17 protein-coding genes are annotated in these 18,427 nt (G+C 49.7%); 12 read left to right on the plus strand and 5 right to left on the minus strand.

The features are described from left to right. Positions 1–224: 224 nt before the first annotated feature. The 7 genes from DXB70_RS10635 (at position 225) to DXB70_RS10665 (ending at position 6,434) form a co-directional block, all read left to right on the plus strand. Positions 225–1,091 carry an NYN domain-containing protein gene (locus DXB70_RS10635; RefSeq protein WP_022358838.1) on the plus strand — a complete coding sequence of 289 codons (867 nt, stop codon included), beginning with the start codon at positions 225–227 and terminating at the stop codon, positions 1,089–1,091. A gap of 159 nt (positions 1,092–1,250) precedes the next feature. After that, positions 1,251–1,889, plus strand: a complete 639-nt coding sequence (nth, locus tag DXB70_RS10640) for an endonuclease III (protein WP_107001840.1) — start codon at positions 1,251–1,253, stop codon at positions 1,887–1,889. A 61-nt stretch (positions 1,890–1,950) separates the two neighbouring features. Continuing rightward, positions 1,951–2,796 (plus strand): CPBP family intramembrane glutamic endopeptidase, encoded by an 846-nt coding sequence (locus DXB70_RS10645; RefSeq protein WP_182448451.1) that lies wholly within the window; start codon positions 1,951–1,953, stop codon positions 2,794–2,796. Between the two features lie 75 nt (positions 2,797–2,871). Next, entirely contained in the window at positions 2,872–3,927 is a 1,056-nt protein-coding gene (locus DXB70_RS10650) for an aminotransferase class I/II-fold pyridoxal phosphate-dependent enzyme (RefSeq protein WP_117796721.1), read from the plus strand. Between the two features lie 2 nt (positions 3,928–3,929). After that, on the plus strand, positions 3,930–4,673 hold the full coding sequence (locus tag DXB70_RS10655) for a YkgJ family cysteine cluster protein (protein ID WP_118673290.1): 744 nt from the start codon (positions 3,930–3,932) through the stop codon (positions 4,671–4,673). A 119-nt stretch (positions 4,674–4,792) separates the two neighbouring features. After that, positions 4,793–5,608: a histidinol-phosphatase gene (locus tag DXB70_RS10660; RefSeq protein ID WP_118673291.1), complete on the plus strand. Its 816-nt coding sequence runs from the start codon at positions 4,793–4,795 to the stop codon at positions 5,606–5,608. Positions 5,609–5,843: 235 nt separating this feature from the next. Continuing rightward, on the plus strand, positions 5,844–6,434 hold the full coding sequence (locus DXB70_RS10665) for a 50S ribosomal protein L25 (protein WP_118673292.1): 591 nt from the start codon (positions 5,844–5,846) through the stop codon (positions 6,432–6,434). 172 nt (positions 6,435–6,606) lie between these two features. On the opposite strand, the gene DXB70_RS10670 is transcribed toward DXB70_RS10665, so the two are convergent. The 5 genes from DXB70_RS10670 to DXB70_RS10695 all read right to left on the minus strand — a co-directional run bounded on the left by DXB70_RS10670 (position 6,607) and on the right by DXB70_RS10695 (position 12,040). Further along, positions 6,607–7,653: a TRAP transporter substrate-binding protein gene (locus DXB70_RS10670; RefSeq protein ID WP_107001903.1), complete on the minus strand. Its 1,047-nt coding sequence runs from the start codon at positions 7,651–7,653 to the stop codon at positions 6,607–6,609. A gap of 131 nt (positions 7,654–7,784) precedes the next feature. Beyond that, on the minus strand, positions 7,785–9,074 hold the full coding sequence (locus DXB70_RS10675) for a TRAP transporter large permease (RefSeq protein ID WP_118673293.1): 1,290 nt from the start codon (positions 9,072–9,074) through the stop codon (positions 7,785–7,787). Then, positions 9,074–9,694 (minus strand): TRAP transporter small permease, encoded by a 621-nt coding sequence (locus tag DXB70_RS10680; protein WP_118673294.1) that lies wholly within the window; start codon positions 9,692–9,694, stop codon positions 9,074–9,076. Before DXB70_RS10680 ends, DXB70_RS10675 begins: the two co-directional genes overlap by 1 nt. A gap of 335 nt (positions 9,695–10,029) precedes the next feature. Continuing rightward, positions 10,030–10,794, minus strand: coding sequence for a type I 3-dehydroquinate dehydratase (aroD, locus tag DXB70_RS10690; protein WP_347559616.1), 765 nt, complete (start codon positions 10,792–10,794; stop codon positions 10,030–10,032). 31 nt (positions 10,795–10,825) lie between these two features. Continuing rightward, positions 10,826–12,040 (minus strand): MFS transporter, encoded by a 1,215-nt coding sequence (locus DXB70_RS10695; protein ID WP_118673296.1) that lies wholly within the window; start codon positions 12,038–12,040, stop codon positions 10,826–10,828. 458 nt (positions 12,041–12,498) lie between these two features. On the opposite strand from DXB70_RS10695, the gene DXB70_RS10700 reads away from it, so the two are divergent. From DXB70_RS10700 to aroE, 5 genes are all read left to right on the plus strand, one after another. Beyond that, positions 12,499–13,455, plus strand: a complete 957-nt coding sequence (locus DXB70_RS10700; RefSeq protein ID WP_118673297.1) for a LysR family transcriptional regulator — start codon at positions 12,499–12,501, stop codon at positions 13,453–13,455. 72 nt (positions 13,456–13,527) lie between these two features. Further along, on the plus strand, positions 13,528–15,549 hold the full coding sequence (locus tag DXB70_RS10705; protein ID WP_118673298.1) for an FAD-dependent oxidoreductase: 2,022 nt from the start codon (positions 13,528–13,530) through the stop codon (positions 15,547–15,549). A gap of 98 nt (positions 15,550–15,647) precedes the next feature. Then, positions 15,648–16,535 carry a shikimate dehydrogenase gene (locus DXB70_RS10710; RefSeq protein WP_022358823.1) on the plus strand — a complete coding sequence of 296 codons (888 nt, stop codon included), beginning with the start codon at positions 15,648–15,650 and terminating at the stop codon, positions 16,533–16,535. A 145-nt stretch (positions 16,536–16,680) separates the two neighbouring features. Continuing rightward, positions 16,681–17,460, plus strand: coding sequence for a shikimate kinase (locus DXB70_RS10715; RefSeq protein ID WP_107001851.1), 780 nt, complete (start codon positions 16,681–16,683; stop codon positions 17,458–17,460). A gap of 47 nt (positions 17,461–17,507) precedes the next feature. After that, positions 17,508–18,377 (plus strand): shikimate dehydrogenase, encoded by an 870-nt coding sequence (gene aroE / locus DXB70_RS10720; RefSeq protein ID WP_118673299.1) that lies wholly within the window; start codon positions 17,508–17,510, stop codon positions 18,375–18,377. Positions 18,378–18,427 lie beyond the last annotated feature (50 nt).

Genomic DNA, 18,427 nt, shown 5'->3' on the forward strand with positions numbered 1-18,427 from the left:
GGTGTGAAAATGAGAAATTCCGGCACCGGAGGCTTTCAGAGTCACGATCATGGGACCGTGCGAAAGTTCCGGTGCCTTTTTAGTAAAGATATGGACTTGCTTATTCAAGAAGTCTGCGGGAGGCGCTGCGCCCTGATGAAAGTGGCAGAGAGTATTTGGGGTTGCTGTTCACGTATGCGTGAACAATAACTATTTTGAGCGGTATTTGAGAAAGGAAACAGGAGATGGATGACAAAAAAATAGCCGTACTGATCGATGCGGAAAATGTGTCCGGCAAGTATATCAAGCTGATTTTAGATGAGGTCAGCAATTATGGAAGTGCGACATACAAGCGCCTTTACGGCGATTTTCAGACGCCGAGCGTGCGGGCGTGGATGAAGAACCTGCGCGACTATGCGATCACGCCGGTTTTCCAGTACAATTATACGCAGGGGAAAAATGCCTCCGATTCGGCGCTGATCATCGATGCGATGGATATTTTATATTCGGGCAATGTGGATGGCTTCTGTATCGTCACCTCGGACAGTGATTTTACGAAGCTGGTGCTGCGCCTGCGTGAGTCAGGCATGACGGTGATCGGCATGGGAGAGCGCAAGACGCCGAATGCATTTGTCTCGGCGTGTGAGACATTTAAATTCCTGGATATTTTATTAAACGATGAAAATCCGTCGCAGAATCCGTCCCTGCCGCAGACGCGCAAGGAGAGTGAGGCGGATGGTTCCAGAAAAGAGGCAGAGAAAGAAAGCGATCCGAATGCAGTCAGCAATATTCCGAACATGGAGGAGATGGAGAAAGAGATTATCTCGATCATCAACACACATGCGGACGATGACGGATGGGTGGATTTATCGGAGCTGGGAGACAACCTTCCAAAGCGTGTGCCGGGATTTGACCCGCGAAATTATAAATGCACGAAGTTGAAGCAGTTTATCGAGCTGTTTGATTCCGTTGAGGTTCGGTCAGCGCGCAATCCGCACAATAAGATTCTGTCGATCATCTATGTGCGTGTCAAACAGAAAGAAGAAAAGCCGGTACTTTCCAAGGTACGGCGCGGCGGAAAACGGAAGAAGGATGCGGACGCGGAAGAATAGTAAGCATATGCGGTTCGTATGAGAATAAAAAGTTGCAGAAGCGGCTGTGATTCGTATGAGGCTGGAAGAATGCAGCAGTGGTTGTAGTGTTGTGTCAGCTGTTACAAAGACAGACTGTAAATTGAAAAGTGAAGGATAGCAGATAGGAGAGACAAGAACATGACAAAGGAAGAGCTTGCATTAGAGGTAATTGACCGCCTGAAAAAAGAATATCCGGATGCGGGTTGTACGCTGGACTACAATCAGGCGTGGAAGCTGCTGGTCAGTGTCCGTCTGGCGGCGCAGTGTACCGATGCGCGTGTCAATGTGGTAGTCAAGGGATTGTTTGAGAAATATCCAAATGTGGCGGCATTGGCGGATGCCCCGGTAGAAGACATCGAGGCGATTGTGAAGCCGTGCGGTCTGGGACACAGCAAGGCGCGGGACATCAGCGCCTGTATGAAGATGCTGCGCGACGAGTACGGCGGGCATGTGCCGGATGATTTTAACGCTCTGTTAAAGCTTCCGGGAGTCGGCAGAAAGAGTGCCAACCTCATTATGGGGGATGTGTTTGGAAAACCGGCGATCGTCACGGATACGCACTGCATCCGCCTGGTAAACCGGATAGGGCTGGTGGAAGGAATCAAGGACCCGAAGCGCGTGGAAATGGCACTCTGGAAGCTGATTCCACCGGAGGAGGGCAGCGATTTCTGCCACCGCCTGGTGTATCACGGGCGTGAAGTCTGTACGGCGCGGACGAAGCCGTACTGTGACAAGTGCTGTCTGCAGGATATCTGCGCGAAGGCAGGCGTGGAGTAGAAAGTCTGAAAAAGTCATGGAAACAGATGCAGATAGGAAAAGGATGACAGGAGGCAGAAAAATGGACGAAGAACGGCAGGAGACAGCGGATTGGCGTATCGTCTGGCAGATGTTTTTTCCGTGCGTCATCAGCGATTTAATCGGCGGATGTGTGGAGGCGCTGGGACATCTGGAGGGAAATGTGGGAAGAACCGTGTCGTCGTTTCTTACATTTGCTGTGATTTATCCATTTTACTGGCGGAGGATCCAGAAAAAGAAAGAGAACAGGTGCATAGCAGAGGCAGACGGGATGAAAGAGCAGGTCTCTCCACAGATAAAGACGACAAAGGAAGAAAAATGTGGATATTTCTGGGGAAAAGTGCCGGATGTGTGGAAAATCCTGCTGGGGGCAGCTGCGTTCAGTGCTGTGTTTAACATGATTTTCTGGGCATTAGAAAAAAAGGAGATTTTCCTGGGAGTGCTGCATATTGCAGTGCAAAAGGTTCGGATGACTGGGCAGGCAGCTGAAGCGGTGTCTCTGTGTTTGAAAATGCCTCAGGGGGATATGCTTGCGGCAGCTCTGGGAAAAGGTGCGTCGGAGGGCACCGCCGCTTTATTTTCCGGCGCCCTGTGGCAGCAGTTCTTTCTCATGGGCATTGCCGCCCCACTTTCCGAAGAACTGCTGTTTCGCGGCATTATATTTGAGCGCCTGCGTATGGCGCTCCCATTTTTCTGGGCGGCACTTGGGTCGGCGGCATTTTTCGGGTTGGTGCATGGAAACTGGGCGCAGGGGATTTATGCGGCGCTCATGGGACTTATACTGGCGTGGCTGTATGAAAAAAAGAACCGTCTGTGGGAACCTGTGTTATTTCACAGTGCAGCAAATTTGACGGCGATGCTGATGCGGGGGCTTCTCTGGCACTGGTGAGGACATAAAAATATAAACAATTTTGAGAACGCAGGATTGTGTTTGCTCGAAGAAAGGACAGGAGGAGATATTAAGATGCTTTCATTTGCAAGCGATTATACAGAGGGCGCCTGCGAGGAGATACTCCAGAAGCTGGCGGAGACGAACCGGGAGAGTCTGCCGGGATATGGCATGGACCGGTACAGCCAGAGTGCTGCCAGAAAAATACAGGAGGCGACCGGATGCCCGGAGGCGGAGGTTTATTTTCTGGTGGGCGGTACCCAGACGAATGCGGTTGTGATCAGCAGTATTCTTGCACCGTATGAGGGAGTAGTGGCAGCGCAGACAGGGCACGTGAGTATTCATGAAGCCGGGGCGATCGAGTACACCGGGCATAAGGTGTTACAGCTTCCGGAAAAGGATGGGAAGATTGATCCGGCGGATCTGCAGGAATATCTGCAAAATTTCGAGGCGGATGGAAACCACAATCACATGGTGTTTCCGGGAATGGTGTATATTTCCCAGCCGACGGAATACGGAACCTTATACAGCCGGAAGGAGCTGCAGGCGCTTTCGGAGATCTGCCGTTCGTATGAAATCCCGCTCTATCTGGACGGGGCGCGTCTTGGATATGGTCTGGCGGGAGAAGGAAATGACCTGAGTCTTTCGGAGATCGCGCATCTGTGTGATGTATTTTATATCGGCGGCACGAAGGTGGGCGCATTCTGCGGAGAGGCAGTTGTATTTGGTGAGAAGAAGAATGTCCCGGCGCATTTTATTACCCGGATCAAGCAGCAGGGCGCGCTGATGGCAAAGGGACGCCTGCTGGGAATCCAGTTTGATGTGCTGTTTACTGACGGGCTGTATGAGCGCCTGGGACGCCATGCGGTAGAGATGGCGGTGGCTTTAAAGAAGGGATTAAAACAGCGTGGTTATACGTTTTTCCGTGAGTCTCCGACCAACCAGCAGTTTGTGATTCTGGAAAATGACCGGATGGAGCAGATTGAAAAAGAGGTTTCCGTGAGCTTCTGGGAGCGGTATGACGAGGATCACACCGTTGTCCGCTTTGCGACGAGCTGGGCGACCAGAGAGGCGGATCTGGAACATTTGTGGGAGATTCTGGATCGGATTGAGGCAGAAAGAGAGAAGTAGAGATGGAACGTAATGTAACGATGGCGGAGATTTCAGACGGAAAGCTGTACAGCCGGGATGATATGGTGAAAGCTGGATGCGATGATTGCTGGGGCTGTTCGGCGTGCTGCCGCGGAATGGGTAATTCGATCGTGCTGGATCCATATGATGTGTACCGTCTGACCGCCTTGCGCGGGGACACACTGGAACATCTGCTGGAGGAAAAAAAGGTAGAGTGGAACGTCGTGGACGGACAGATTCTGCCAAATCTGGCGCTCCGGAGTGGGGCGGAGGAAGCCTGCGGATTTCTTGATGAGGCGGGGCGCTGCCAGATTCATGCGTACCGGCCGGGCATCTGCCGCCTGTTTCCACTGGGTCGCTTTTATGAAAATGGAAGTTTCCAGTATTTTCTCCAGATTCATGAGTGTAAAAAGGAAAACCGGACGAAAGTCAAAGTGAAAAAATGGATCGATACGCCAGATTTAAAGCGGTATGAGGCGTATATCAGCCGGTGGCATTATTTCTTAAAAGATATAAGAAGGGCGGAAACGGAGGCGGCGCAGAACCTTTTGGCAGAACCGTGCATCGGAACGCCGGAGGAACAGGAGATACAGAAGAAAAACCGTGCCGCTGCGGCAGCCGAGCGCGAAAAACGGCGCAATCTGTTGATTATGAAACTGTTTTATCTGCTTCCGTATGATGGAGAGAAGGACTTTTACGAGCAGTTTGAAAAGCGGATGCAGATGGCGGAGAGAAGTCTCAGATAAGAGAATGGAAAATACGCCAGAAAAATCCTCTGCTGGAGACGAATCTGCAAGGATATTTGCCCGCAGCTGTGAAGAGGCAGAACCGTTTTGACAGAGTGAAATAAGAAAGGAGATTACCGATGCTTCATACAGATTTTCACACTCACACCACGTTCTGCGACGGAAAGAGTACACCGCGGGAGATGGTGGAGGCGGCATACCGGATGGGAATGACCGATTTTGGTGTTTCAGGACATGCTGATTTTTCGATGTTTGAGCCGGGATTCGGGATGGACGACGAGAAGCTTCGCCAGTATACCGAAGAACTTCAAGAACTCCGGGAGGAATACCGGGGAAAGATGAATCTCTATATCGGGATCGAGCTGGATGGACTGGGACCGGTGCAGAAAGCAGAATACGCGATCGGCTCGACCCATGCGCTCATCAAGGATGGCGAGTATGTTTGTGTGGATGATACGGAAGAGAAACTGGTAAAAGCGGTTGAGACGCTGTGGCATGGTGACTGGTACGCATTTGCACGGGAGTATTTCGAGACAGAGGCGCAGATTTATGACCGGACAAAATGCGATTTTATCGGACATTTTGACCTGTTGACAAAATTTAACGAGGGATATAAACATTTCGACGAGACGAAAGACGCCTATCTGGAACCGGCGATCACGGCGATGCACAAACTGGCGGCTCTGGGGATTCCGTTTGAGATCAACACAGGCGCCATGTCCCGCGGCTACCGGAGTGCGCCGTACCCGTCCGCAGCTCTGTTAAATGAGCTGTGTGCCTGCGGCGGACGTATCCTCATCAACTCCGACAGCCACAGTGCCGACACGATCGGATATGGGTTTAAGCAGGCGCAGGAGCTGGCGGTGGCGTGTGGATTTAAAAGTGTGTGTGCCCTGAAACCGGGTGGCGGATTTAGGGAGATACTTCTTGTATAAAAAAGACAGAAAGAAAAATATACAAATTCTAAATTTCAACCTTAAAAATGCTGAAAATAAAGCCGAAATATTTTTATTTTTAGTGAATCGTTTTCAGAGAACCCTGCTATAATATGAGCCGTAACAAGGAGATAGATACTTAACAAAACCCCATGGCTGAGGGCTGCTAAGCACAATGTGTTTTCCACACAGGGCGTGCGGAAGGCGCAGATCAGATTTTTGGAGGAAAAGACAAATGACTACTTTAAAAGCTGAAAAAAGAAGCATGGATGTTAAGGCAAAGAGACTCAGAAGAGAAGGCTATGTAACAGGCAACGTATTTGGCAAGAAGATTCAGGGCTCCATTCCTGTTAAGATGGAAAAGAAAGACGTGGATCGTCTGCTGAAGAACGAGACCAAGGGCGGACAGATTATGCTGGATGTAGAAGGCGAAGTCTACGATGTCCTGATCAAGGAAGTTGACTATGATGCAATGGCAAATCAGGTTGTAGAAATAGATTTCCAGGCGCTGGTAAGCAATGAGAAGGTTCATTCCGTTGCTGAGATTATCTTCGAGAACCACGACAAGGTAGAAGCTGGCGTTCTGCAGGAGGTACTGAAAGAAGTATCGTACCGTGCATTACCGGCTGCACTGGTTGAGAAAGTCAAAGTTGATGTTGGTGAGATGGAGATTGGTGATACGATTCGTGTCAAAGACCTTTCGATCGCAAAAGATAAAGACATTGATATTCTGACCGATCTGGAGGCAGTAGTTGCTACCGTCACAGCGGTTCACAACAATGTACCGGAGACCGATGAAGAGGCTGACGCAGAAGAAGCTAAATAATTGAAGCGCAGTGCCAGGATGAAGCGAAACGGGATGCTGTCCGCAAGGCAGATAAAAAGTTTCGCGGAATGATTGAAACATGAGAAAAGGCGGATGTACTGACCAGATGGTCAGTATATCCGCTTTTGAATTTTGTATGAACTTTTTTTGCAGACGGTAAAAGAGGATGAGGTTATGGCTCCATATATGCGTCATAAATTTCCGGATCAATATTCTCGCGGATATTCTCATATACGCTTCCAGCCGCCTCCCGGATGGCATCGCGCGTTTCATCCGAGAGAGTTAAAATCGCGGTGCCGCTCGCTTCGATCGTAGCGATACGGTCAAAGATGCGCGCGTCGGACTGTTCTCTGGCATACTCGGTCGCGGTTTTGGCTGCCTGCGTCATGATTTCCTGTTCTTCCGGAGTCAGGTTCTGGAAGAAATCGTCATTGACAATCAAGGAGATCAGATGCGGCAGGTGGTTCGTCTCGACCACATAATCCTGCTGTTCGTAGAGACGGTTGGAGACGATGACCTCATACGGGTTCTCCTGCGCGTCGATCGTGTGCTGCTGGAGACCGATATACACCTCGCTGAAGGTCATTGGCGTCGGATTGGCGCCGATTGCTTTCCAGAATGCGAGATGATAGCTGTTTTCCATGGTACGGATTTTCTGCCCTTTGAAATCTGCCAGGGAGTAAACTGGTTTATTTGTGCTCATGATGCGGAATCCTTGATCTGCCATGCCGAGCAGGTGGTAACCGCCGTCGGTGTACACCTGGCTGATGAGATTGTAAAAATCCGGATCATCCAGCTTTTTGCGGCAGTCATCCAGCGAATCAAAGACGCATGGAAGGTCAAAAACGGCGAGATCCTTCATGAAAGAAACCTGAGGGGCGGTGTTCTGCACGACAAACGGGATATCGCCGTCCGCGCATGTTTCGAGCAGGTCGCGGTCACCGCCGAGTGTGGAGTTGGCGTAAACCTGAATCCGCATTGCGCCGTTGCTTAAGTCATGTACTTCCTCCGCAAATTTTTCGGCAAACAGCTGCGTTACCGTGTCCTCCGGGCTGGCGGTCGCCAGTGGCCAGGAATAGCGCTGTTCTTCCTTGCTGGAGGCGCAGCCGCTCAGCGCGAGCGAGGCACCGAATAAAAGAACCGAGGAAGAAATGAGCGCCGCAGCGAATCGGGAAGAAGTCCGGCATCGGCGGGACACTAAGTTTGAAATATAAATCATAATGGGAGATCCTTTCAAATTTAAAAACATCCATTTCATATGTGAAATATTCCATTCACATATGAAAGCGTGAAGCAAGTCGTTATATGAAATCTTTCAGAACTTCAACATTTCCAAGCGTCCATTCAGCATTATAACAATCCCAGCGACAAAGCCGGTATAAACGTAATCAGCAGCAGCGCCAACAGGAACAATCCAATCATCGGCATCGCTTTTTTGGCGATCGCCATGATCGGGACGTCGGTCAGGGAGCTGGCGACAAAGAGGTTGACGCCGATCGGCGGGGTTACGAAGCCGATTGCCAGATTGACAACCATGATCACACCGAACTGGACCGGATCCATGTTGATTGCTGTCACGATCGGGAGCAGGATCGGGGTCAGAATCAGGATCGCCGGGGTTGTATCCATGACCATTCCCACGATAAGCAGGAACAGGTTGATGACAAGCAGGATCATGACCGGGCTGTTGAAATGCTTCAGGATAAAGCTGCTGACCGCCTGCGGCACCTGCATCAGGGTCAGGACTCTGGAAAATGCCGTGGAAGCTGCCAGAATAAAGAGGATCGGTGTGAATGTGCGGATCGCTTCCACAAAAATCGGCGGGATATCCCGAAATTTCATGGTCCGGTAGAGGAACAGGCTGACAAACAAGGCATAGAAAACGGAGATAACTGCTGCTTCCGTGGGGGAGGCGATGCCGCTGTAGATACAGCCAAGGATGATGACCGGGCTTAAGAGAGCGAAAAAGCTTTCGCGCAGCACCCGGAACAGTCCTTTTTCGTGCAGCAGATGGATTTCAGCGTGGATTTTTTCTCTATCTTCACCGTAACGTCGGCAGTGATAGATGGCATACAGCATCAGGAGCAGACCAATCATCAGACCCGGAATGACGCCGGCTAAGAACAGGCTGCTGACAGAGGCACCGGACGCCATGCCGTACATGATAAACGGGATACTCGGCGGAATGATAACGCCCAGACCGCCTGCGACTGCCACGATCGCGGTAGAGAAAGTCCGGTCATAGCCGAGGGCGCTTAAAATCGGGATCGTCATGCTTCCGACGGCTGCGACGGTTGCCGGGGCAGAGCCGGAGATAGCGCCGTAGAAGAGGCAGGTCACGATGACCGCGCATGGCATACCGGCGGTAAAATTGCCAAGAAAGAAGGCGAATACGTCAAACAGTTTCTTGGAAATACCGCCCTTTGCCATGATGATGCCGGATAAGACGAACATCGGCACGGCGAGCAGGGGAAAAGAATCCAGTCCGCCGAACATGGCGCGGATCAGATACTTAGCGCCGACCGTGAAGGACGGGTCAAAAACGGAAGGGAGAACCGAGGCGATACCGAGCGTGATCGATACCGGGATCGCGATGACAAGCAGCACGACAAAGATAACAAATAAGAGAGCAGCAGGCATCAGTATTCCTCCTTTCCAGATGGTGTATTTGCCTCGATGAGAGATTCGATTTCATTGGATTCCTTTTCCGGCATATCTGCATTTGCATGGATAAAGGATTCCGGTGTATTGCGCTCCGGGTGGGCCGGATCGTAGACATCTTCGCCGCGGGCAACCTTAAATTCGATGATCCAGCGCTGCAGAATGCGGAATGTTACCAGAAGAAAGGAAACAAACGGCGCTGCCTGAATATAGTACATCGGAATCCCGCAGGCGGGGGATAACTGTCCGCTGTGAATGGCGGACATCATGTAAGAGTATGCAAATGGGATCATATAGAGGAAAAAAATCAGCTCAAAGGTGTGGTTGACAACCTTAAAAAGAGCCTTACCTCTGCGTGGAAAGGCAGCGACGAACTGTTCGATCTTGATAGACAGGCACTTTTTGCTGCAATAGCTGACGCTTAAAAAACCGCTCCAGATAAAGAGAAAACGGGTAACCTCCTCGGACCAGGACAGAGACTGCCCAAGCGCGTAGCGGGAAAATATCTGGATTCCCATAATGAGTGTCATCGCAGCCAGCATGACAACCAGCAGAAATTCTTCCAGGTTTTCATCCAGCCAGTGAAGTGTTTTTTTCATGAATAATCCCCTTGTAAATACGGATAATAGGTTGCTGTTTATGCAGGCACGTTTGAAAACGGATGTGCCGCTTGATAACAATAATAGACCTGCGATGGAGGTAGCAGGTCTTGAGTGTCTCGCGGAGAATCCCTCCGTACCCGCAGGTACAGGGATTTCCGGGAGTAAAAAAATAGGTGGCTAAAAGTATAATATAGGCACTTTTGGAACCGAAAGTGCCGTAAGATAGCGTGGTGGCAGCTGGAATTTGCCGTATTTAAATGCGAAGCCACGGCAAATTCAGTTACTGGGCACGTTAGCGTGAACAGTAACCGAATAACTGGATAAGCCAGATATTACATCGCACTGTGAAGCAGTCCCAGTACAGTCTCCAGATCCTTTACGCCCATCTGACCCGGTGCGGATGCTTTCTTGGCAGCGCCGAAGGTCATGGAAGAACCAAATACCTCGCCGCAGAGACGGCTGATAACGCCGGTGCCAGCCATCGACATGGTAATGATTGGACGGTCCGCATAGAGGGAAGTCATTTCCTCAGTGGCAGAGAGAAGTGTTAAAACATCTTTCTTGTTCTGCGGCATAACTGCGATCTTCGGGATATCTGCATTCATATCCTGCATCTTACGCAGGCGGTAGATGATGTCGGATTTCTCCGGCGTCTTGTGGAAGTCATGGTTGGAAGCGATGACTTTCACGCCAGCCGCATGTGCGCCGTCGATGATCTTGGTTACAATCGCGTCGCCGGTAAAGATCTCTACGTCAATGAAATCAACATAGCCGGTCTGAGCTGCCTTGATGTTCAGCTTTGCGTAATCTTCTGGCTCGATGGATTTCTCGCCGCCCTCTTTGGAGGTACGGAAGGTCATCAGAATCGGAGTCTCGCCGAGAACGGCACGCAGTTCCTTTAAGACGTCTTCTACCTTCTCAAAATCAAAGACACCTTCGAACCAGTCTACACGCCATTCTACCATATCAACCGGAATAGAATCAAACGTTTTGGCCTCGTCGATGATTTCCTGTTTGGTAACGCCTACGATCGGAACGATGATCTTCGGTGTGCCGGAGCCGATTTCGATATTTCTAACTTTGATAGTATTCATAATCAGAGAATCCTTTCATTTTATCAATAAATATTTATTCGTCGCTTTCTGCCAGAGACACCATTTTCGCGTAGCGGGCATTGACAAAGAGTCCCAAGAGAACGCCGATGGCAGTCAGTACGATATTCATTATCATAACATGGGATGGTGCCATTTTGGAAGCGGCAGTCAAAATTGTGTAATTACATAAGGAAGAAGCAATCATAACCAGTGCAGTTACGGTTCCCTTGATCTTCGGGAACAGCATGTTGCAGACGGAGGTTACAATCTGTAACAGACCGCCCGCGCCTGCCCAGCCGATGATGAAAGCGCCTGCAATCATAAGGGTCTGGCTGTGACCGATGAGTACGGCAACCAAAGTAACGAGGCAGATAACCGGGTAAACGAGGATGAAACGTACATCCTTGATTTTACGGGTCAGCAGGGAGGTGACAACGAGCGCCATCAGGGTACCTGCGGAATAGTAGGTCTGCATGATGGACGGGTTCGCCCAGCCTGCATTTTCTTTTGCGAAGTTCTGCGCGCAGTTTAACCATAACTGGAAGGTACCGGTGCAGGTGAAACCAATCACGATCATGGCGATGGACTCAAACGAAAAATTTGTGTGTTTTAAGCTGGCGATGAGTCCCTCGGATTTGCCCTCTGCCTTCTGCTCAGAATCTGGCAGCGGGAACAGGAAAATAAGTACAAATAAAACAGCGTAAATAATACCGCATCCGATAAATAACGGATTGTAAGATACCATGCCGGTGGCGGTGGTTGTCACAGCAACACCGAGTACGAACGGCAGAAGCATCTGCGCGATCGCAATGAAAAATTTGATTCCCATGGTAGCGACACCCGGAGCGCTGCTGATAATCTCGGCAACCGCCGGATAGATACCGGTATCAAGGAACGAATTGGAGATACCTCCGATGATTGCACATACATAAGCGATTTGATAGCCGCCGTTTTGTCCGGCGCTGAAAGCGAAAGCAAGTCCAATCAGGTAAACCGCGTAGGAGACGCTGCCGATCGCGGTTGAGATGCGGCGTCCCAGTTTGTCGGAAAGTGGTCCGGCAAATGGAAGTGCAATCAGACGTCCGAGTCCTAAAGCAGCGGAAATCGCGGTGATCGCCATTGCCTCAACGCCCCAGGCTGCGGCAAGCGCTTCCTTGATGACTGCCTGTCCGAGAATCGAACAGCCGACGCCATGGATAAAGTAGTTTAAGTACATGATAAGTGCACTTGGCAGATATTTCTTGTTCATGATTTTCTCCTTAATTCAAGATCCGCCTGTCGTGCTACCGTTTCGGAAACCGGGCGGATGATGGCTGGTGTTCTGTCACAAACACAAAGGAGATGCCGATATAAAAAGTTCTGTTTTAGTGTTAGAAAAATAACACGTTTGATGCCTTTATTCTAATAATTATTATAGCCGAAGTCTAATACTTTTATAGCAAAAAAACAATGCATTTTAAGCATTAATGTGTTATAAATATGATTATGGGTTACTGTTCACGGGTAGGCACTTTTGGAACCGAAAGTGCCGTAAGAAAACGTGGTGGCAGCAGGAATTTGCCGTATTTAAATGCGAAGCCACGGCAAATTCCGTTACTGGGCACGTATGCGTGAACAGTAACGATTATGAACGTTTGGTGCGATGCATTTACGGTTGATATTGCGAAGAGTTAATACTAGGATACATAAAGATGGGGGACGTTAGGAATGACATTGAATCAGATTTTATATTTTCAGAAGATAGCGAATCTGGAAAATTATCATCAGGCGGCGGAGGAATTATATATATCACAGCCATCCCTGAGCCGGTCGATGGCATCACTGGAAAATGAGCTGGGCGTGACGCTCTTTGAAAAAGAAGGACGCGGGGTGACCCTGACGAAGGCGGGGAGGATGTTTTTGGAGTACGCGGACCGGATTCTCACAGACTGCCACATCGCGGTCGGGAAAATGCGGGAGATTTCGATGGATGGGGGAAAGATCGACATCGGTTACGTCTTTCCACTGGCCGGTCACTATATCCCGCACCGGGTCAAGCTCTTTTTAGAACAGCCGGAAAATCAAAAGGTTGTGTTTAATTTCTGGCAGAATCACACACCGGCAATTGCAAAAAAGGTAAAAACGGGTGAATTAGATGTAGGCTTTGGCGGCTGTCTGGAAAAGGATGAGATGGAATTTTTCCCGGTGGCGAACCAGAAGCTTGTCATCATCACACCGAAGGATCATCCGCTGGCAGAGCGGGAGAGAATTCCATTTGCGGAGCTGAACCGGTATCCGGTAATTGGATACGATAAGGACTCCTGGATGGGGACGCGCACCCGCGCACTCTATGCGAAATACAACATCCAGCCGGACATCATTGTGGAGTGTCCGGACGAATATTCGATCGTCGCGCTGGTGCGGGAGAGTTTTGGCATCGCACTGATGCCGCGCACGGACATTCTGGAGCTTGCTCCGGGAGTCTGCATTCATCCGATTGAAAATCTGGACATTTATCACCAGATTTTTATGTTCTGGATGAAAGAACGCTACCGGCTTCCGGCGGTGGAACGCTTTATTGAATATATGAAACAGCAGGCGCGTCAGGACGGTCTGCAGGCGGAACGGGAAACCGATAGCAAAAACGTATTGAAAATTTACCTGAAAGATATTGTTAATTTTTAAGCAAAACGGTTATGATAAAAGTGTCACAAACACAGGGATGCCTCTCATGCAATGGAGAAGGAGAATTTCATCATGAAGAGCAAATACCCCAAAATTTTTGAACCGATTACCATTAAGCGCATGACGATCAAAAACCGTGTTGCCATGACGCCGATGGGTACTAACTATGGCGAGACGAGCGGTGAGATGAGCAACCGCCATATGAATTATTATTCCCTGCGTGCCAAGGGAGGAACTGGTCTGATTATTCTGGAGAATGCCAATATCGAATATCCGGTTGGTTCCAATGGCACAAGCCAGATCCGCATCGATCACGACAGCTTTATGCCGCGTTACTATCAGTTAGTCGAGAATCTTCACAAGAATGGCGCGATGGTAGCGATTCAAGTCAACCATGCGGGCGCTTCTGCATCCTCTGCCAGAACAGGTATGGAGACGGTGTCTTCCTCCAATATCCCGACCAAGGCAGGCGGCGAGATTCCGCGTCCGATGACAAGGGAAGAGATCCTGACGACCGTAAAAAAATACGGCGAGGCGGCGAAACGTGTACAGGCGATCGGATTTGATGCGATTGAGATCCACTGTGGTCATTCTTATCTGATGAGTCAGTTTATTTCCCCGTATTACAACAAAAGAACCGATGAATTCGGCGGCTCCGTCGAGAATCGTCTCCGTTTCCCGAAGATGGTTCTGGAAGAGGTGCGGAAAAATGTAGGTCCGTGGTTCCCGATCATCGTCCGTATCTCTGCGGAAGAGCGCGTGCCGGGCGGCAACACGCTGGAAGACACACTGGAATACCTCGAATATCTGGATGAGTACGTAGATATGTACGATGTATCCTGCGGTCTGAACCCGTCCTTACAGTATCAGATTGACTCGAACTTCCTGCCGGATGGCTGGCGTTCCTACATGGCAAGAGCCGTGAAGGATAAATTTGGTAAACCGGTTATCAATGCGGGCAACTACCGCGATCCGGAGGTCGTTGAGAAAGTATTGGAGAGCGGCGATGTCGATATTGTCGGCATGGGACGCGGACTCATTGCAGAGCCGAACTGGGTCAGCAAGGTGCAGAACGGCGAGGAGGAGATTCTCCGTAAATGTATCTCCTGTAACGTTGGCTGTGCGGGCAACCGAATCGGCGTCAACCGTCCGATCCGCTGTACCGTCAACCCGGCTGTTCCGGAGGGTGATATCTATAAGAAGCTGAAAGTCAATAAAAACTGCAACGTAGTTGTAGTCGGTGGCGGTACAGCCGGTCTGGAAGCAGCCTGCACGGCAGCCGAGGTTGGATGCAACGTATTCTTATTAGAAAAGAGTGGTAAATTAGGCGGACTTTCCACCTTTATCTCCGACCTGCCAAGCAAGAACCGTATGAAAGACTTCCCGAAATATCTGGAAGCACGTGCGAAGAGACTGAAAAACCTGTATGTTTTCCTGAACTGCGAGGCAACCGTGGACAAGATCAAACAGTTCAAGCCGGATATCATTGTCAACGCAACCGGTTCCGTTCCAGTCGTTCCGCCGATCAAGGGACTCAAGGAAAACATCGCAGCCGGTCATGTCGATACCATTTTCGAGATGATTCAGAAAGTAAAAGCCGGAGAATACCCGGATGATTTCTGCAAGGGCAAAAAAGTGGTTGTAGTCGGCGGCGGCTCCGTTGGTCTGGATGTTGTGGAGTATTTCGCACCGCGCGGCGCGGAGTGTACCATCGTGGATATGCTCCCGCAGATTGGTATGCTGGCAGATCCGATCACGAAATGTTCCATGCGTGAGACACACGACAAATATGGTGTGAAAGAGTATGTGAATACTGCGCTGCAGGAAGTCAAAGAAAATGCATTTACCGTGAAGCTGTCGGATGGCACGATCGAGGATCTGAACTTTGACCTCGGTTTCAACTGTCTGGGAATGCGCGCCAACAATCCGATTCTGGCACAGCTCGAAGAGGCATTTGACAACACAGATACTTTCATTTACCCGATCGGAGATTCCGTCCGCGCTCGTCGTATCATGGAGGGAACGATGGAAGGACGTGCGATTCTGAACGTGCTGGAAGCGAGAGGATTTTTAGAGCTGGCACCGTTGGAGTAAGAAATTGAATATTGCATTTGAAAGATTCTGACTGTTCGCTGAACGAATGATATCGTTTTATTTGATTATAAAAATAGAGAAGAAAAGAGGAAATTATCATGCCAAACATTACAGGACATACCGAATTAGTAGGATTAATGGCTTACCCGATCCGTCATACACAGTCTCCGACCACCCACAACCTTGCCTATGACAAAAATGGAGACGATGTTATCCAGCTTGCGTTCGAGGTAGACAACGATACCCTGGAAGCAGCGGTTGAGAGTATCCGTGCGCTGAAGATGCTGGGCTCCAACATCTCCATGCCGAACAAGACCGTCGTTCACAAATATCTGGATGAGGTAGACGAGGCTGCAAAGCTGTGCGGCGCGATCAACACTGTAGTCAACACCCGTGACAAAGACGGCAATGTAACCGGATACCTGAAGGGTTACAACACCGACGGTATGGGCTACTGGCAGGGAATCAAGGAAGAAGGTATTGATTTCAAGGGAATGAAGATGGTTCTCATCGGTACCGGCGGCGCAGCAACCGCCATTGCAGTACGCGGCGCACTGGACGGCATTGCAGAGCTGCATATCTTCAATATTAAAGATAAGTTCTATGCACGCGGAGAGGAGATCGTTGACATCATCAACAAGAACTCTAACTGCAAGGCCGAGATGCATGACCTGGGCGATCTGGCACTCTTAAAAGAGAAAATGCACGAAGCAGACATTTTCTGTGATGCAACCGGCGTTGGTATGCACCCGCTGGAGGATCTGTCCAATATCCCGGATCCGTCCTATTTCCGCAAGGATCTGATCGTAACTGATACAGTATATGCACCGCGTGAGACCGTGATGATGAAGCAGGCCAAAGAAGCTGGCTGCACCCGCGTATACAACGGCATGAGCATGATGCTGTTCCAGGCGCTGATCGCGATTGAACTGTATACAGGAAAATCAACACCGGTGGATTACATGAAGGAGAAGCTGGGAATCTAATTAAACTATATCCCCTGCAGTTATACCTGCTATTCCGCATTAGCACTTGCGTTCATATCCTGATTCGGGTATAATAATAAAACACACTTTCAATGTAAAGTGCAAAAGTGATTTGAATGAATACAAGTGAAGAAGGATGAGACAGATGGATGAATTAAAGAAGCTGCGAAATGATCTGGACATGTGCGACGAGATTCTGATCGATGCCCTGCGGATGCGCTGCCAGATTATCCAGGAGATCACAAATTATAAACAGAAAAACGGACTTCCGATTTATCAGGCAGAAGAGGAAGAGCGCAAGAAGAGCAAGATGCTTGCGAAGCTGGATGATTATGAATACAAAAAGTCAATCATGGCAGTTTACGACAGCGTCCTCTACCGGAGCAAACGGATCCAGTCCCATGAGTTGTTTGGATTCAATATTTTCCTGATCGGATTTATGGGAGTCGGAAAGAGCACCGTTTCGAATGCACTGCAGAATACCTTTGCGATGGATGTATTGGAAATGGATGAAATGATCGCGAAAAAGAACAACATGAGCATTTCCGAGATCTTCGATCTGCACGGCGAGGCATATTTCCGCAACGAGGAGACAAACCTGCTCAAGGAGGTAGGAAACGAGAAGAACAAGATTGTATCCTGCGGCGGCGGCGTAGCGATGCGCGAGATCAATGTACAGGAGATGCGAAAGAGCGGCAAGATTATACTTCTGACCGCGAAGCCGGAGACGATTCTGGAGCGTGTCAAAGAGAACCATGACCGTCCTCTTCTGGAAAATAATAAGACAGTGGAATATGTTTCCGAGCTGATGGAGAAGCGCAGACCGGCGTATGAAGCGGCAGCGGATATTGTGATCGCGACCGATGGAAAATCAGCGAATGAGATCTGCGAGGAGATCATTGCACAGGTGAAGAAGTTTAAATAATGTGACTGCTCAGAAAGTTCTGACAGAGAAAACGAAAGGGGAAAAAGATGTCGAATCATATCACAGGACACACAGGTTTACTTTGTTTACTGGGAAGCCCGGTCGCACACAGTGTTTCGCCGGAGATGCACAACGAGGCGTGCAGCCAGTTGGGTCTGGATTATACATATCTGGCGTTTGATGTGCCGGAAGAGAAGATGCCGCAGGCGGTTGAGGGACTGCGGACGATGGGCGCGCGCGGCTGGAATATCACGATGCCGGGCAAAAATATCATGTGCAAGCTGGCAGACAAGGTTTCACCGGCTTCCGAGATTTCCGGCGCCTGCAATACGGTTGTCAACGACGACGGTATTCTGACTGCTTATACGACCGATGGCGTCGGATTTATGCGTGCAGTTGCAGAAAATGGTGTAGACATCATTGGCAAGAAAATGACGCTTTTAGGCGCTGGCGGCGCCGCAACCGCGATTCTTGTACAGGCAGCTTTAGACGGCGTGGCAGAAATTAACGTATTTAACGTCAAGGACGCGTTCTATCCGAGAGCCGAGGAGATTGTAAAGAAACTGAACGAGCGCACAGGATGCAAGGTAACCCTGCATGATTACTCCGATCCGGAGATCCTGCGCCAGTCCATCGCAGACAGCGCGATTCTGGTAAATGGTACTTCCGTCGGCATGGCTCCGAAGACGGACAATACGATCATTACTGATACAACGATGTTCCACAAAGACCTGTTCGTATTCGATGTCATCTACAATCCTCAGGAGACCCGTTTACTGCGCGAAGCAAGAGCGGCAGGCTGCAAGACCAGCAACGGTATGTACATGCTTCTCTATCAGGGAGCTGCATCCTTTGAACTCTGGACAGGACAGCAGATGCCGGTGGAGATCATTAAAGAGAAATATTTTACAAAATAGGATTTGAAAAGCGGCACACCGCATTCTCGCTACTTAGTGATGAGAATGCG

It is taken from the genome of Clostridium sp. OM05-5BH (assembly GCF_003481505.1).
GTDB lineage: Bacteria > Bacillota > Clostridia > Lachnospirales > Lachnospiraceae > Otoolea > Otoolea fessa.

Excerpts from the sequence above, each read along its gene's own strand:
- DXB70_RS10635 (WP_022358838.1), top strand. The coding sequence starts at position 225 with ATGGATGACAAAAAAATAGCCGTACTGATCGATGCGGAAAATGTGTCC.
- nth (WP_107001840.1), top strand. The coding sequence starts at position 1,251 with ATGACAAAGGAAGAGCTTGCATTAGAGGTAATTGACCGCCTGAAAAAA.
- DXB70_RS10645 (WP_182448451.1), top strand. The coding sequence starts at position 1,951 with ATGGACGAAGAACGGCAGGAGACAGCGGATTGGCGTATCGTCTGGCAG.
- DXB70_RS10650 (WP_117796721.1), top strand. The coding sequence starts at position 2,872 with ATGCTTTCATTTGCAAGCGATTATACAGAGGGCGCCTGCGAGGAGATA.
- DXB70_RS10655 (WP_118673290.1), top strand. The coding sequence starts at position 3,930 with ATGGAACGTAATGTAACGATGGCGGAGATTTCAGACGGAAAGCTGTAC.
- DXB70_RS10660 (WP_118673291.1), top strand. The coding sequence starts at position 4,793 with ATGCTTCATACAGATTTTCACACTCACACCACGTTCTGCGACGGAAAG.
- DXB70_RS10665 (WP_118673292.1), top strand. The coding sequence starts at position 5,844 with ATGACTACTTTAAAAGCTGAAAAAAGAAGCATGGATGTTAAGGCAAAG.
- DXB70_RS10670 (WP_107001903.1), bottom strand. The coding sequence starts at position 7,653 with ATGATTTATATTTCAAACTTAGTGTCCCGCCGATGCCGGACTTCTTCC.
- DXB70_RS10675 (WP_118673293.1), bottom strand. The coding sequence starts at position 9,074 with ATGCCTGCTGCTCTCTTATTTGTTATCTTTGTCGTGCTGCTTGTCATC.
- DXB70_RS10680 (WP_118673294.1), bottom strand. The coding sequence starts at position 9,694 with ATGAAAAAAACACTTCACTGGCTGGATGAAAACCTGGAAGAATTTCTG.
- DXB70_RS10695 (WP_118673296.1), bottom strand. The coding sequence starts at position 12,040 with ATGAACAAGAAATATCTGCCAAGTGCACTTATCATGTACTTAAACTAC.
- DXB70_RS10700 (WP_118673297.1), top strand. The coding sequence starts at position 12,499 with ATGACATTGAATCAGATTTTATATTTTCAGAAGATAGCGAATCTGGAA.
- DXB70_RS10705 (WP_118673298.1), top strand. The coding sequence starts at position 13,528 with ATGAAGAGCAAATACCCCAAAATTTTTGAACCGATTACCATTAAGCGC.
- DXB70_RS10710 (WP_022358823.1), top strand. The coding sequence starts at position 15,648 with ATGCCAAACATTACAGGACATACCGAATTAGTAGGATTAATGGCTTAC.
- DXB70_RS10715 (WP_107001851.1), top strand. The coding sequence starts at position 16,681 with ATGGATGAATTAAAGAAGCTGCGAAATGATCTGGACATGTGCGACGAG.
- aroE (WP_118673299.1), top strand. The coding sequence starts at position 17,508 with ATGTCGAATCATATCACAGGACACACAGGTTTACTTTGTTTACTGGGA.